Origin of the sequence: Helicobacter canis, from assembly GCF_900451095.1 — a bacterium.
In the GTDB taxonomy this organism is placed as follows: domain Bacteria; phylum Campylobacterota; class Campylobacteria; order Campylobacterales; family Helicobacteraceae; genus Helicobacter_B; species Helicobacter_B zhangjianzhongii.
Window position 1 is genome coordinate 19228 of the sequence record NZ_UGHV01000003.1, and the last position, 15127, is coordinate 34354.

16 protein-coding genes are annotated in these 15127 nt (G+C 45.1%); 11 read left to right on the top strand and 5 right to left on the bottom strand.

Annotation, left to right across the window (positions count from 1 at the left end; translation table 11 throughout):
- Nucleotides 1-2: 2 nt before the first annotated feature.
- The 11 genes from DX060_RS09875 (at nucleotide 3) to hisH (ending at nucleotide 11589) form a co-directional block, all read left to right on the top strand.
- Nucleotides 3-347 (top strand): hypothetical protein, encoded by a 345-nt coding sequence (locus DX060_RS09875; RefSeq protein WP_115012390.1) that lies wholly within the window; start codon nucleotides 3-5, stop codon nucleotides 345-347.
- On the top strand, nucleotides 344-1033 hold the full coding sequence (locus DX060_RS09880; RefSeq protein ID WP_115012391.1) for an RNA polymerase sigma factor FliA: 690 nt from the start codon (nucleotides 344-346) through the stop codon (nucleotides 1031-1033). The genes DX060_RS09875 and DX060_RS09880 overlap by 4 nt, the downstream gene beginning before the upstream one ends.
- Nucleotides 1033-2100 (top strand): flagellar motor switch protein FliM, encoded by a 1068-nt coding sequence (gene fliM / locus DX060_RS09885; protein WP_115012392.1) that lies wholly within the window; start codon nucleotides 1033-1035, stop codon nucleotides 2098-2100. The genes DX060_RS09880 and fliM overlap by 1 nt, the downstream gene beginning before the upstream one ends.
- Nucleotides 2101-2152: 52 nt before the next feature.
- A complete protein-coding gene (fliY, locus tag DX060_RS09890) occupies nucleotides 2153-2989 on the top strand; it encodes a flagellar motor switch protein FliY (RefSeq protein ID WP_115012393.1) in 837 nt (278 codons plus the stop codon).
- 33 nt (nucleotides 2990-3022) lie between these two features.
- On the top strand, nucleotides 3023-5818 hold the full coding sequence (locus DX060_RS09895; protein WP_115012394.1) for a phosphoenolpyruvate carboxylase: 2796 nt from the start codon (nucleotides 3023-3025) through the stop codon (nucleotides 5816-5818).
- A gap of 18 nt (nucleotides 5819-5836) precedes the next feature.
- Nucleotides 5837-6487, top strand: a complete 651-nt coding sequence (locus DX060_RS09900; RefSeq protein ID WP_115012395.1) for a UbiX family flavin prenyltransferase — start codon at nucleotides 5837-5839, stop codon at nucleotides 6485-6487.
- The gene (gene coaD, locus DX060_RS09905) at nucleotides 6484-6972 is read left to right on the top strand and encodes a pantetheine-phosphate adenylyltransferase (protein WP_115012396.1); all 489 of its coding nucleotides are present in this window, start codon (nucleotides 6484-6486) and stop codon (nucleotides 6970-6972) included. Before DX060_RS09900 ends, coaD begins: the two co-directional genes overlap by 4 nt.
- Nucleotides 6963-7568, top strand: a complete 606-nt coding sequence (gene tmk, locus DX060_RS09910) for a dTMP kinase (RefSeq protein WP_115012397.1) — start codon at nucleotides 6963-6965, stop codon at nucleotides 7566-7568. The genes coaD and tmk overlap by 10 nt, the downstream gene beginning before the upstream one ends.
- 9 nt (nucleotides 7569-7577) lie before the next feature.
- A complete protein-coding gene (locus tag DX060_RS09915; protein ID WP_181814306.1) occupies nucleotides 7578-8156 on the top strand; it encodes a hypothetical protein in 579 nt (192 codons plus the stop codon).
- Nucleotides 8157-8233: 77 nt separating this feature from the next.
- Complete coding sequence (ileS, locus tag DX060_RS09920) at nucleotides 8234-10981, top strand: isoleucine--tRNA ligase (RefSeq protein WP_115012399.1); 2748 nt, start codon at nucleotides 8234-8236, stop codon at nucleotides 10979-10981.
- Nucleotides 10957-11589, top strand: a complete 633-nt coding sequence (gene hisH, locus DX060_RS09925; RefSeq protein ID WP_258552337.1) for an imidazole glycerol phosphate synthase subunit HisH — start codon at nucleotides 10957-10959, stop codon at nucleotides 11587-11589. The genes ileS and hisH overlap by 25 nt, the downstream gene beginning before the upstream one ends.
- Here the strand turns inward: hisH and DX060_RS09930 are convergent.
- From DX060_RS09930 to DX060_RS09950, 5 genes are read right to left on the bottom strand one after another with little or no spacing between them, the layout of a single operon-like run.
- Nucleotides 11584-12231: a LysE family translocator gene (locus tag DX060_RS09930; RefSeq protein WP_115012401.1), complete on the bottom strand. Its 648-nt coding sequence runs from the start codon at nucleotides 12229-12231 to the stop codon at nucleotides 11584-11586. The genes hisH and DX060_RS09930 overlap by 6 nt on opposite strands.
- Nucleotides 12228-12671: a Fur family transcriptional regulator gene (locus DX060_RS09935; protein WP_258552334.1), complete on the bottom strand. Its 444-nt coding sequence runs from the start codon at nucleotides 12669-12671 to the stop codon at nucleotides 12228-12230. Before DX060_RS09935 ends, DX060_RS09930 begins: the two co-directional genes overlap by 4 nt.
- A 9-nt stretch (nucleotides 12672-12680) precedes the next feature.
- Nucleotides 12681-12917 (bottom strand): DUF5408 family protein, encoded by a 237-nt coding sequence (locus DX060_RS09940; protein ID WP_115012402.1) that lies wholly within the window; start codon nucleotides 12915-12917, stop codon nucleotides 12681-12683.
- Nucleotides 12914-13744 (bottom strand): metal ABC transporter permease, encoded by an 831-nt coding sequence (locus DX060_RS09945; RefSeq protein WP_181814307.1) that lies wholly within the window; start codon nucleotides 13742-13744, stop codon nucleotides 12914-12916. The genes DX060_RS09940 and DX060_RS09945 overlap by 4 nt, the downstream gene beginning before the upstream one ends.
- A 27-nt stretch (nucleotides 13745-13771) precedes the next feature.
- Nucleotides 13772-15127, bottom strand: coding sequence for an FAD-dependent oxidoreductase (locus tag DX060_RS09950; RefSeq protein ID WP_115012404.1), 1356 nt, complete (start codon nucleotides 15125-15127; stop codon nucleotides 13772-13774).

Consider the following 15127-nt stretch of genomic DNA (forward strand, 5'->3'; position numbering starts at 1 on the left):
CTATGCGTGTATCAAATTTTATCAATCTCTCTGTTGTCTCGGGCTTTTTCATAGGGCTTGCCATTGGGATTATGAAATTTGAAGAGCCAGAGCATATGCTCTTTATGACTATTGTCGTAACGATCTCTATGTATTTGATCTCACTCACAATGGCAGCGATATATATCTATATCATAGAGCCTAAGCGTTCTATGCTTGCTAATAAAGAGCTTATCGAGCGACAGCTAGAGTATTTTGATAGTGAGTTTGATCAAACAGAGCGGCAGGCGCGTGCCATTAGGCAGTTTATCAGTAACTTTGACTTCACAGAAGACAAAGAAGTCTCCAAGAAAAAGGCGCAAAAGTGAGAAGCAACGGCTATGCAAATGAGAAGCAATTCTCTCAAGATCAGCTAGCGATACAATATCTCCCGGCTGTCAAGGCTATGGCATATCGTATGAAAGAGCGGCTACCATCTCATCTTGAAGTAAGCGAGCTTATCTCTATTGGCACAGAGGAGCTTATCAAGCTTGCTAGGCGATATGATGAAGGCTTGAATGACTCCTTTTGGGGCTATGCTAAATCGCGCGTGTATGGGGCTATGCTTGATTACTTGCGCTCGCTTGATGTCATCTCACGCGCCAATCGCAAGCTTATTAAGGCAATTGATATAGAGGTGAGTAAATACTTCAATGAGCACGAAGAAGAGCCAAGCGATGAGTATCTCTCTAGTGTGCTTGGCGAGAGCGTGGAAAAGATCAAAGAAGCAAAAATCGCTTCAGATATTTATATGCTAGTGCCAATCGATGAGCAATACAACCTAATGGAGCCTACCAATATCATCGACAAACTAGAAAAAGAAGAATTGATAGAAAAAATCCACAATGTCCTAAAAAGCTTTTCAAAGCGCGAGCAGCTCATTATCCAGCTTTACTTCTTAGAGGAGCTAAATTTGAGCGAAATCAAAGAGATCCTAAACATCACAGAATCCAGAATCTCACAAATCACCAAAGAAGTGATTAAAAAAATCCGCAATAGCTTGGGAGAAAGATAATGGCTGATATACTAAGTCAAGAAGAAATTGATGCGCTACTTGAAGCTGTCGATGATGGCGAGAGCGATGAGGCACTCCAAAAGCAAGATATCCTCCCGCAAAAGTCCGTAACGCTCTATGACTTCAAGCGACCAAATCGCGTTAGCAAGGAGCAGTTGCGTGCTTTCCGCTCGATCCACGACAAAATGGCTCGCGCACTCTCTAGCCAAATCTCAGCGATTATGCGCTCCATTGTAGAAATCCAGCTCCATAGTGTCGATCAAATGACTTATGGTGAGTTTCTAATGAGTCTGCCAAGCCCCACGAGCTTCAATGTCTTTTCTATGAAGCCTCTTGATGGCACAGGGGTTTTAGAGATAAATCCTAGCATTGTCTTCCCTATGATTGATAGGCTTCTAGGTGGTAAGGGCGATCCCTATGATAATTCACGAGAGTTTAGCGATATTGAGATCAATTTGCTTGATACGATTTTGCGCCAGATTATGCAGACGCTAAAGGACGCGTGGAGCTCTGTAACAGATATGTTCCCCAGCATTGATGCCAAAGAGTCAAGCCCCAATGTCGTGCAAATCGTGGCGCAAAATGAAATTGTCATTATGGTGGTTATGGAGCTTATCATCGGGCATAGTAGCGGTATGATCAATATTTGCTATCCTGTTATCTCGCTTGAAACCGTGCTACCACGCCTTGGCAGCAGGGACTTAATGCTAGGTGAAACTAGCAGTAAAAAGTCTCGCAACAAAGAGCTGCAAGCTCTAATCGGTGGGGCTGATGTCAATGTCGAAGCATTTATCGGTGGGACAAATCTAAGCCTAAAAGAAGTGCTAGATCTCCAAAGTGGCGATGTCATACGGCTTAATGAAACTGCGAGCAATGATGTGATTGTAAGCATTGATGGCAGAGATAAATACCTTGCCACTATTGGCTTGCAACGCTTCCGCAAGAGCATAAAGATCCAAGAAGAAATCCTGACAGAAAAAGACAAGGTCAAAGAGATTCTAGAAATGCTAGAAACCCAGCGTAAAAACAAAATCGATGATGAAGAAGACGATGATGAAGAAGAATGATAGAGTAGAAATGCTAGAATCCACTTTTGTAACGCACGCTAAAGGATTATAAATGGAACAATTCATCAAACTTCTTGCCCAAGAAGCGACACAAACCATAGAAGGGCTCACAGGCAGCACACCTACTATCGCAAATGTCAAGAGCGGGGCTGTGGCTGATTTGGTGAAGAATTTTCCTTGCGCGATAACAACCATCAGCTTCACAGGTGATACTATCGGCACCATAGCCATAATCAATCCAATCGATCTTACCACCGCCTTATCAGACCTTATGCTAGGGGGCGATGGACAGAGCCAGCCAGAAGCGACTAATGATGATCTAGACGCGCTAAAAGAAATCAACTCCAACATTCTAGGCGCGGTATCTACGGCTATGGGATCGCAAAAAGATCTTCCTAAAATCAGCTTCGCCCCACAAAAAATAGAAATCATACAAAACGCTAACTCACTTGGCGGTTTTACAGAAGCCTATGAGTTTTCTTTCTCGCTTAATTCTATCAACTCTAATACATTTTTCCTTGTGTCTCCGTCATTTTTGCAGCTCTTCAAGGCAGATGCGAGCGAGGGTCAAGCAGATACTATGGGCGATGGTCAATCACGCTCAATGCTCCACCCCGATGAAATCCGCAATATCGGTATGCTGCTTGATGTTAAACTAACCGTTAAAGTCCGCATAGGGCAAAAAAAGATGCTTTTAAAAGATGTCATCTCTATGGATATAGGCAGCGTTGTAGAGCTTAATCAGCTAGCAAATGATCCTTTAGAGGTGCTTATTGATGATAAAGTCATAGCCAAAGGTGAAGTGGTGATTGTCGATGGAAACTTCGGCATACAAATCACAGATATAGGCACAAAGCGCGAGCGATTAGAGCAGCTTAGAGGCTCTTAATCTTGCTATCCTAAACGCTACAAAGGAGGAGATATGAGCTATGCTAAAACCCTAGATAAGCAATCACTTGATAAAGAAATCCAATTTATCCGTGAAATTATGATAGAAATGCTAGAGCAAGTTGATAAAGAAGTGTGCGACTTTTTTCTATCATTACACTCTAAGCTCCAAGCTAGCACCAACACCACCAAAGATCAATCCAACTTCCAAGCTATCCGCGAAGAGCTGCACATCATCAATCGCGCTGGTAAAACACTAGAAATCATCAAAGCCCTATCACTCTACAATATCCTAATCAACATTGTAGAAGAGCGATTTAATATCAATCGAGAAAAGCCTCTAGATCGTATGCAAGATGCCTATGATGATCTCTTGCACAAGGGATTTGATAGGCAAGATCTTGATACAATCCTAGAATCCATCTGCTTCTACCCCGTCTTTACCGCCCACCCCACAGAATCTAGGCGTAGGACATTTTTAGAAGCGCATTCTGAGATCACGCAAGATTTACGCAAGATCTTTGAGCTAGGGGACACAAAGGCAAAAGACCATATCCTATACCGACTCCACCTACTTTGGCAGACCAATCTCGTGCGCACGCAAAAAATCGAAGTGCTTTTTGAGCTAGATAATTTACTTTTCATCGTAGAGAACTCTATCTTACCTTCAAGCCAAAAGGTGCTTGAATACATCGAAACTATGCTAGATCACCCGCTCAAGCACTCCCCCATACGCCTAGGAAGCTGGATAGGCGGCGATAGAGATGGGAATCCATTTGTTACAAATGATTTGATGATTGAAGTGATGAAAATCCAGCATAAACTCATCATCAAATTCTATATCAAAAAGCTAGAGCGACTTGTGCGTGAGCTATCTATCCATAATGACTGCGTGCAGCTCTCCCCAAGACTTAGCAAATCCATTCAAAAAGACATTGCAATCCTTGATGAAAAAACCGCGCAAGGCTGCGCTAGCGAGCCGATCCGAGCCAAACTCTATGTAATGATAAAAAAGCTCCAAAATCGCCTTGTCTATGTCAATGCTCCTAGCGCGATTATGCACACCTACTCCTGCCCACAAGAGCTGATCAATGATGCAGATATGCTCATAGAAAGCCTTGATAACATCTCTAGTAAATATTTGCGCCAATTTAGACGCTTTGTGCTTTTGGGTGGATTTCACCTTATGCGCTTAGATTTTAGAGAGCATAAGGATATTTTCGCCCAAGCACTTAGTGAGATTCTGTGCTTGCTTGGACTATGTGATAATGACTTTATGCGCTATAAAGAAGAGCGCAAGATAGAGGTGCTAAATGCCGCGCTAGCACGCCCTAAAATGGAGCTAGGCACGATTCAAGAGCAGCTAAGTGAAAGCACGCAAAATGTTATTGAAATTTTTATGCGCATAGCTTGGGGGAAAAAATACATTAACGAAAATATCCTAAAAACCTTTATCCTATCAATGACCACTGATGCGAGCGATTTGCTTTGTGTGCTGTGGTTTGCCAAGCAGACCGGGCTTTGGAAGCCAAGCAAAAGAGCGTCGCAAGAGATGATAGGGGCAAAGGCGGATTCTACAAAAGTGGATTCTAGTATGGATAGCACACAAGAAGACAAGCTACGCGCACGCATTGCTATCACGCCGCTTTTTGAGACGATTGATGATCTAAACCGGGCGGGTGGGATTATGCGCACACTTGTGGCAAACCCACACTACTCGCACTATTTGCGCGATCTTGGTATGCAGCAAGAAATTATGGTGGGATATTCGGATTCTAGTAAAGATGGCGGGATCTTTGCGAGCAATTATAGTCTCTATGGCGCGATCCAAGAGCTAAAGGCACTAGAGAGCGAGCTTGGCGTAGGATTTGTGCTATTCCACGGCAGAGGCGGGAGTGTGAGTCGCGGCGGAGGCACACTAGAATCCGCCCTGCTAGCCTCTCCACCTAGAAGCGTGCAAGGGTTTTTAAAGACAACAGAGCAAGGCGAGGTCATTAGCTCTAAATACCTAAATAGCTCTTCAGCGCAGTTTTTTCTCTCTACCACAATGGCAGCCCTGCTGAAAAAGACAAGCTATGATGTGTTTTGCGCACAAGAAAATCTCGCTACAACGCCCACAATCGCTGCAAAATGCTCTATCAATGCCCAGCACAAACAGCTTATGGAGCAGCTCTCACATATTTCCTACAAAACCTATCGCAAGCTCGTGTATGAGACACAAGGCTTTATCGACTACTTCAAAGCCGCCACGCCGCTAGCTTTTATCCAGCAGCTAAACCTAGGCTCTCGCCCCAGCAAGCGCAAAGACACCACAAGAGTGGAGGATTTACGCGCGATCCCTTGGGTGTTTGCTTGGACGCAAAATCGCTCCATAATCCCCGCGTGGTATGGACTAGGCAGTGCGCTTAGTGCCGTGGATCTAGTAGCCCTACAAGAATGCTACGCAGAATCCGAATTTTTCGCCGCGACTATTAGCAATATCTCGCAAGCCTTTTTGAAAGTGGATCTATGTATCGCCAAGCAGTATAATGACTTCGTGCAAGACCCTGCCATAGCCCAAGCGATTTGGAGTCAAATCACACAAGAATACGACAAAACCGCCCAAATGCTCCTTGCTATCCGCCAAGAGAGCAATTTGCTTGATAATGAGCCTACTTTGCAAAAGTCCATTTTCTTGCGCAATGATTCTGTGATGACGCTAAATCTCTTGCAAATTGAGCTTATCAAGCAATATCTAAGCACCCCCTATGAAGCCAAGCGCGCACGCCTAATGGAGCAAATCCACTCCACAATCATCGGCATCGCACAGGGCTTGCGCAACACAGGCTAAAGCTAAAAAAGGATTCTAGTGGGAAAGAAATTTATTTTAGGCATTAGTGGGGCGAGTGGCGTGCAGCTAGCTCAAGGCTTTTTGGCGCATTTGCCAAAGGATTTTAGCGTGCATATCATCATCTCAAGGGGCGTGATAGAATGCGCCAAATACGAGCTAGGGCTTAATGCCAAGCAGCTAGAATCCACTTTGCAAGCTGTGCGCGAAGATGTGCGGATTTGGAGTGATGATGACATCGGTGCGCCGGTGGCTTCTGGGAGCTTTGGCGCAAAGATTATGGCGATTATCCCTACAAGTATGGACGCACTTGCTAAAATTGCTTGCGGCATTAGCGATACGCTGCTTACACGCACAGCAAGCGTGATGATAAAAGAGCGCAAAACTCTCTTGCTAGCCCCTAGGGAAATGCCGCTCAATGCCATTGCCTGCGAGCATCTCCACAAGCTAGCAATGCTACAAGTAATCATCGCCCCACCCATCATCGCCTACTACTCTTATCCTAAAAATCTCCAAGAAATGGAGCGTTTTCTCTATGGCAAATGGCTAGATATTTTGCATATCCCAAATACTCTCTACACCCGCTGGGGCGAGCAAGGAGATAAGCACCCTGCCAAACAATCCGCCCCCCAAAAAAGCGGCACAAAAAGCTCCAAAAAAGACAAGCGATGAAGCACCCAATTGGCATATATCCGGGCACTTTTGATCCCCTTACAAATGGACACCTAGACATCATCAAGCGCAGTAGCGAGCTTTTTGACTCTGTGCTTGTAGCCATCGCACACTCTGCGAGTAAAAATCCACGCTTTAGTGTCCAAGAGCGGCTTGAGATGGCACAGCTTGCTACAAAAGATTTTAGCAATGTTGCGTGCATATCCTTTGGTGGGCTGCTTGCTGATCTTGCCAAAGCGCACAATGCTAGATTCCTAATCCGTGGCTTGCGTGTGGTGAGTGATTTTGAATACGAATTGCAAATGGGCTATACCAACACCTCGCTAAACCCACAGCTTGATACCATTTATCTTATGCCGACCTTGCAGCACGCTTTCATCAGCTCCTCTATCGTGCGCAATATCCTAGAGCATAATGGCAAAATCTCCCACCTAATCCCAGAATCCGTATTTCACTACATTTTGGAGCGCACACAATGTATGTAGCACTAGAAGGCATAGACACTTGCGGCAAAAGCACGCAAATAGCAGCCCTGCGCGAGCATTTCCCGCAAGCGATTTTCACCAAAGAGCCCGGTGGCAGCGCACTTGGTGCGACACTTAGGGACATCATTTTACACGCACATCATACAAGCGGTGATTCCATTAGCCACAGCCCCATTAGCAAAGAAGCGGAATTTTTCTTATTCCTAGCGGATCGCGCCGAGCATATCGCCAAAGTCATTAAGCCAAATCTTGATCGCTTAATCATAGCCGATCGCTCACTCATCTCTGGGATCGCCTATGCCAAAGACCTGCCAGAATCTCAAGCGATCAATCTCCTTAGCACACAAGGGATCGTGCCGGATCTGTGCTTTGTGTTTGTGATTGATAAAGCTACTTTGCAAGATCGCCTAAGCACAAAGACTAAAGATGCCATAGAAACACGCGGTATAGAGTATCTCCTAGATATTCAAGATCGCATTATCCGCGCTGCTTGCAACACCGCTAAGCACACCATACACATCAATGCTGCAAACGACATAGCCACAATCACGCAAGAGCTTTGTGCGCATATCACGCACGCTATGGGATCGCGCTAGAATCCACTTTTGATGAAATGCCTAACTTGCGGGAGATTTTGCCTAAGCGTGCTATGCCAAGGCTGTTTAGATTCTATCCCTTTACGCCCTAGCGTGCGAGAGGTGATGGGCATTAAGGTCTATTGCTTTTATGGCTATGATGATGTGAGCTACTTGCTTAATGCCAAATACTACACTATAGGCTCTAGAATCCTAGCGTGCCTAAGCGACAAAGCCGCGCACTATTTCGCGCACACTTTCAGCGATACACAAGCCCTGCACACACTCACGCTCATAGGGATCGATGATTTTGTAAGGAGCTATTACTCCCATACAGGCGTGATTATGCGCTCCTTTGCCAAGCGCACAGCGATGAAAGCTCTCTATGGGCAGCTTAAAGCAGATAATCAAGTCTCTTATGCCGGCAAATCTCTTGCCTACCGCCAAGCCAACAAGCGAGGGCTCTCCTACACTGCTAAGGCAAAGGATCTCATCATAGTCGATGACATCATCACCACAGGCACAAGCTTTAGCGAAGCCATATCTGTGTGCGTGGATTCTGGTGCGAGGGTGCATTTCTGCTTATGCTTGTGCAATGCGCGAGACTAGGGCTTATGCCTTTAAGCTAAGTTTTGTTACAATGCGCGGCTAAATTCCCACACCAAACACATCAAAGGACATAGGGTATGGATTATAAAGACACATTATTGCTCCCAAGCACCACTTTCCCAATGCGCGGTAATCTCCCACAAAACGAGCCACAAACCTACCAAACTTGGAACGCCAATCAATATGCCTACAACACAATGTGTGCTAATCGCCAAAATAGCAAAGACTCTTTCACCCTGCACGATGGTCCGCCCTATGCCAATGGGCATTTACACATAGGACACGCACTCAATAAGATCCTAAAAGACATCATCATAAAGTTACATTACTTCAAGGGACAAAGCGTGCGATACACGCCGGGCTGGGACTGCCACGGACTGCCCATAGAGCAGCAAGTAGAAAAAGAGCAGAGCAAATCTTCTCTCTCTACAAGTGCTTTCCGCGCACTATGCAGGAAGCACGCGCAAAAGTTTCTCTCAATCCAAATGCAAGAGTTTAAAGACTTAGGCGTGCTTGGGGACTTTGCTAATCCATATAAAACAATGGATTTTGGCTTTGAAGCTAGCATTTATCAAGTGCTAGCACAAGTCGCGCAAAAAGGCTTGCTAGCTGAGCGATCAAAGCCAATTTTTTGGAGCTGGGCGGCTAGATCTGCTCTCGCAGAAGCAGAGGTAGAGTATAAAGACAAAGAAGATCATTCAATCTTTGTGGGATTCCCACTCACCAAAGAGAGCCTACAAGCCCTAAAGCTTGACACTCTTGCCACGCATAAACCTATCCAAGCAGTGATTTGGACAACTACACCTTGGACACTTCCGGCAAATCAAGCCATCTGCTTGCACCCAAATGAGAGCTATATCATCACACAAGAAGGCTATATCATCGCCAAAGCCTTGCTAGAATCCATTGTGCAAGAGGGCATAAGCAAGGGCAAGATTCTAGCGGAGCTGCAAGGCAGCAGCTTTGAAAACTATCGCGCCATAAATCCGCTAAATGGCAGAGAGTCGCTACTCATTGTAGGTGAGCATGTGCTAATGAGCGGTGGAAGTGGGCTTGTGCATAGTGCGCCCGGACACGGGGAGGAAGACTACTTTGCTTGCTTGAAATATGAGCTAGAAGTGCTTATGCCTGTTGATGATAGAGGCTGCTATGATGAGAGCTTGCGCGAAAAGGGGCTCTTTAGGGCAGAAGATGTGGGGCAGTTCATCGGTATGCGTGTATTTGACGCCAATGAAAAAATCCTGCCATTGCTTGGGGAGCATTTGCTAAAAAGCGCGAAGTTTATCCACTCCTACCCACACTGCTGGCGCACACACGAGCCTGTGATCTACCGCGCGACAAAGCAGTGGTTTATCCTTATGGACAAGCCCTATCATAATGGCAAAACTCTGCGACAAGTCGCCCTAGAAGCCATTGAAAAAACGAAATTCTACCCAGAATCCGGACGCAACAGAATCCGCACAATGATAGAAAACCGCCCTGATTGGTGTATCTCTAGGCAGCGGGCGTGGGGCGTGCCTATTGCATTTTTTGTCGAAAAATCTAGCGGCAAAGCGATATTGGATTCTAGTGTGCTAGCGCATATTGGCGAGATATTTAGCAAAAAGGGCTGTGATGTATGGTGGGAGCTAGATAATGCCAAGCTGCTCCCAGAATCCCACAAGCACAGAGCAAGTGAGCTAGAAAAATGCCAACATATCCTTGATGTGTGGTTTGATAGCGGCAGCACTTGGTTTGGCGTGCTAAAAAGTGGATTCTACGATGCAGGTAATTTCCCAGCAGATATGTATTTAGAAGGTAGCGATCAGCATAGAGGGTGGTTTCAAAGCTCTTTGCTGCTAAGCTGCGCACTTCAAGGCATAGCACCATATAAATCAGTGCTGACGCACGGCTTTACAATGGATGAGCGCGGTGAAAAAATGAGTAAATCTAAAGGCAATGTAATCCTCCCACAAGAGGTGCTAAAAAGCTCTGGTAGCGAGATCTTGCGCCTGTGGGTCGCACTAAGCGACTACCAAAACGATCAAAAAATCTCTAAAAATATCTTGCAACAAGTAGGCGAGCAGTATAAAAAGCTCCGCAATACGCTGCGATTCTTGCTAGCAAACTGCAATGACTTGCAAACCCTAAGCGACCCTAAGGACCTAAGCCAAATTGATCGCTTTATCATAAAGCTTGCTAGAATCCACTTTTTGCGCGTGCAAGAGGAGTTTGCTAATTATAACTTTGCAAGCGGCTTGCAAACACTTATGCACTTTATCACCAATGATCTAAGCGGGATCTACCTTGATTTGTGTAAAGACAGCCTATACTGCGATAGTGCCGATGACAAGGGGCGCAGGGCGAAGCAAAGCGTAATGGCAGCAATCGCTAGCAATCTATGTGCCTTGCTTGCGCCAATCCTTACCTACACGATCAATGAAGTCTTGCAGCACGCCCCAGAGATTGTGCGACAAGGATCACGCGATGTGTTTGATTTGCGCATAATCGCACTCTATGATGTGGAGCCAGAAGCTGACTTTGACTTTGCTATCCAGCTACGCGATAAATGCAGCGAGCTACTTGACACGCTAAAAAAGGATAAGCGCATTAAATCCGGGCTTGAGCTATGTATAGAAGGGGATTTTGGGGACTTTACAGAAGTGGCACAATGGCTTATCCTAAGTGAATATGCCCCAAAAGAGCAGATAAGTAGCTTTACGCTAAATGGCAAGACTTTTAGGCTTTCTACAAGCGCGGGCTATCGCTGCGAGCGTTGCTGGCGATATATGGCAGCACGCGAAGGGGGATTGTGTGCGCGATGTCAGGAAGTTTTAGCGCGATGAAGCTTGGGATCATCGACTATGGCGCGGGGAATCTAGGCAGCTTGCGCAATGCCTTTGCAAGCTTGCATCAAGAAGCTGTATGTGTCAAAAATCCCGATGAGCTACACCTATATGACAAGCTGATTTTGCCCGGAGTCGGGGCATTTGGCGATGTGTGTGCGGTCATTAGGCAAAAAGGCTTTGATGAAGCAATCACACAATATGCAAAACGCGGTCGCTATATCCTAGGTGTATGCTTGGGTATGCAGCTACTTTTTGATACAAGCTATGAGTTTGGAGAGCATCAAGGGCTTGGGCTTATAGCAGGCGAGATTGTGCGCTTTGCCAATGCGCCTAGGCTTCCACACATCGGCTGGAATCAGTGCTTTTTCACACAAAGCGGCACTGCACACACACTTTTGCGCGGTATTGATAATGGGGCATTTTTATATTTCGTGCATTCTTACCACGCGTGCTTGCGCGATGAGAGTGTCGCGCTTGGTGTGTGTGATTATGGCGATAGATTCCCCGCCATAATCGCAAAAGACAATATCCTAGGTATCCAGCCCCACCCAGAAAAAAGCCATAATACAGGCTTGCAAATCTTGCAAAATTTCCTAGAGCTATAATTGCAAGAAAATATCCACCCCTCTATAAAAAAGCGCGCAAGCAAAGATAATAAACAGCACCGCACTTATGCGATCAATCCACAAAAACACGCGAGCATTAAGCCATTTGCGCACATATAGCCCGACTAAAATCACCCCCACAAACCCACACACAAGCGAACAAAACAGCACAAAAAGCCCTAGCTCAAACCCACTCCCTGCAAAGGGAGCCACCACCACGACAAAAAACAAAATCGCCTTGGGATTAGAGAGATTGACCCCTAGAGCCTGAAAAAACCCCGCTGGCTTTGCCTGTGTATTTGCTCCTAAAATCTGTGCGAACTCGCTATTAGACATAGCCGGAGCGCGCAAAATCTTATAGCTAATATAGCCTAGATAGAGCGCACCAAACACACTAAGCAAGCCCTGTGCTATGGGAGTGCTCATTATATGCGCAAATCCAAAATACACGCACCCAAGATACACCAACCACCCGCAAATAATCCCACCAAGAGCGATAAAGGCGGGTTTAGCTCCAAAGCTAATGGTATTACGCAAGATGAGTAAAATATCTGGTCCGGGCGTGATCGCCCCTATAAATCCAACGATAAATACCGCTACATAGAGATTCCCAAACACCAAGGACACATCAGTAATTGTCATTGATCCGCTTCCGTAGCACAAGTATCGCACACACCAATACAAACAGCTGATACATCAAAAAGCCTATACCCACTCTTATCCATACATTTATCTAGCAAATCTTTTGCATCGACATACACATCTTGCAACTTGCCACACTTCTCACAGCTCACATGAATATGCTTATCGCTTGCTAGCTCGTATTTTTGCTTTTGATTTGGGGGCTTAATCTCTCGCAAAATATCCGCTTCACTAAGCGTGGCGATATTTTCATACACAGTCGCTAGAGAAATACTTGGGTGCAACTTCCTAATATGCGCATAAATCTCTTTTACACCTATATGCCCATTTTTTTGGATTAGCCGCAAAATCGCTAGTCTTTGCGGCGTAGATTTTAGGCTATGCTTATGCAAAAGCTCTCTAAAATCTCTATCCGTATGCACGATCGTTTGCATTGCCATATTAGCCCCTTATTTCTCACGCTCTTTGTGAGACCCCTGCGCTACACTAGAATCCACATCAAGCCCCAAAGAACGCTCTATGGTATGTAGCTTGCGACTTAGCTGCGCACTTGCAGTGATTTGTGTCATCATCACATAAATATTGATCATAAGCAACACCACAGCAAACATTCCTATGAAAATCACTATTTTCATCGACTTTTTTGCCACGCTTAATGCCAGATCCTTATTTGTCTCTTCGCTCATATAGCTCCTTTGTTTTGATATATACCCATTATATAGCGCAGACCAAGCGCACAGACAAACACTCCCACTGATACAAGCACTATACACGCCCCAAGTGCCACATCATACACAAATGAAAACCAAATCCCCCCACACATACACAGCAAACACACACCAAGAGATAAACAAAACTGCATAGCAAGATTTCTAGCAAACATCATAGCTATATATGCTGGGATAGAGAGCATAGAAATCACCAAGATAAGCCCCCCTGCACGCATACCAAGCACCACGCCAAATGCCGTTAGCACAAAAATCACGCTAACAAAAAGCTTAGTAGGCACTCGCTTTAATCGGCTAAACTCCATATCATACAAAACCGCTAGAATCTCCCTATAAAACACAACCACAAATGCGATAAGCACCACATCAAATCCAAAGAGCATATATATATCTTCTTTAGTGCTAAATGCAAGCGAGCCAAACAAATAACTCTCCATATTGATCTTATAGCCCGGAGCTAGTTCTATAAGCACCACACCAAGAGCCATACCAAATGCCCACGCAATAGCGATAAAAGTATCAAGCCTACCCTTGTGCCACAAAGTCGCATAGAGCAAAATCAAAGCCATAATCAATGCCGCACCTAGCGCGCCTAGTAGCACACTGCAGCCCAAAAACACCGCCACACCTACCCCACCAAATGCCGCGTGTGCCACCCCTCCGGCAAGAAACACACTTTTATTTGCCACAATAAGCGAGCCAATCAGCCCAGCACATATACTTAGCAGCACAGATGTGATAATAATATTTTGAAAAAATCCGCCACTACCTAGAATCTCAAGCACACCCACGCCCTAAATACTACCTAGAATCTATGAGTCTAGCTCTTCTGGAGATAAATCGCGCAAAAAGCGTTCTTTATCAAAATTTGCCTGCAAGTAACTGACGATTTCTTGTGTATCGACAAAGGCATTTTGCAAGCAGCTTGTCGCACCGGGCGATGGTGTCATATTAAATGTGATGCCTTTATTGGTGATGATCTTTTTCTCTCCAAGCTCTAGCTGTTTTTGTGTCCTATCCACCACTTGAGGACGCACCTCACCATAACCTTCAGCATATTCTATATCATCAAGCTTTAGCGATGGGATCAGCTTCTGCGCATCTTTTAGGAACAATCTCTTGCCAAAATACGGCAACTCAAACACGATATTCTTAAACACATAAGAGCGGATCTCTGCATCTTTGAGTAGATTAAACAACACCCCAAATACTTCTCTATGAAAATCAACTTTCCCTAGCTCAAAGCTAATACCGCTATACCAATGCTTTGATCGCTCAAGTTTAGGCATAGCAATAGCCGTTGGTCCAATCCGTGTCTTGCCCGATATGCTAATATCAGGGTCCCCATGCACTGCAGCAAATGGTAGCTTTGGATTTTGGACCATATAGACTTTGCCCTTTAGCAAATCAGGCACAAAGTAAAAGCTCCCAGCAATAGGTAAGCACCCAAGATCAGTGCCATAGCCCATAGACTGCGCTAAAACAAGTGAGTATGACCCAGCATTGACAAGCACAAACTTCGCAGTGATCACCTCGCCGCTTTTGGAGATAAGATAATACCCTTCATCATTGCGCTTAATATCTTTAACCCAAAAATTCAAAAACACCTTATTGTTTGGATTCTTCTCTTGTGCGCGTGTGGCGAAATCTTTACTTAGTCCTTCAAAGTCCATAGCACACCACGCTTCTCTATATCCAGATCCTACGACATTTTCAGGGCGATCACTCTTGCCATCACTTCCTAGGATAACGCTTGGCTCGATCTCTTTAATCATCTGCTTATCAAACCACTGCAAATCAGGAAACACAGACAAAAACTCTTGATGTCGTTTGTGCATAAACTCACATTCTGCATCGCCTACACCTATTGCCATTTTTTGTGTTTTAAAGATGACTTTATTTTGTAAATCGTGCTTTAGCGCGTAGTTGGTAACCTTTTGCGCAGCAAGCTTGACTTTCTTTGCCTTTTGGGCGGTGTAGTTTGTCTCAATTGAGCCATCGTGGATCGTTTGGGAATTGGCACGCACATTAGAACTCACCATAGCAATATCTGGGCATTTATCCACCACAGCGACACTCTTTATATCTGTGTATTCACTTAGCGTCCAAAACAACGCACACCCAGACACACCAGCTCCAATAATCACAACATCAAAATTATTTTCCAT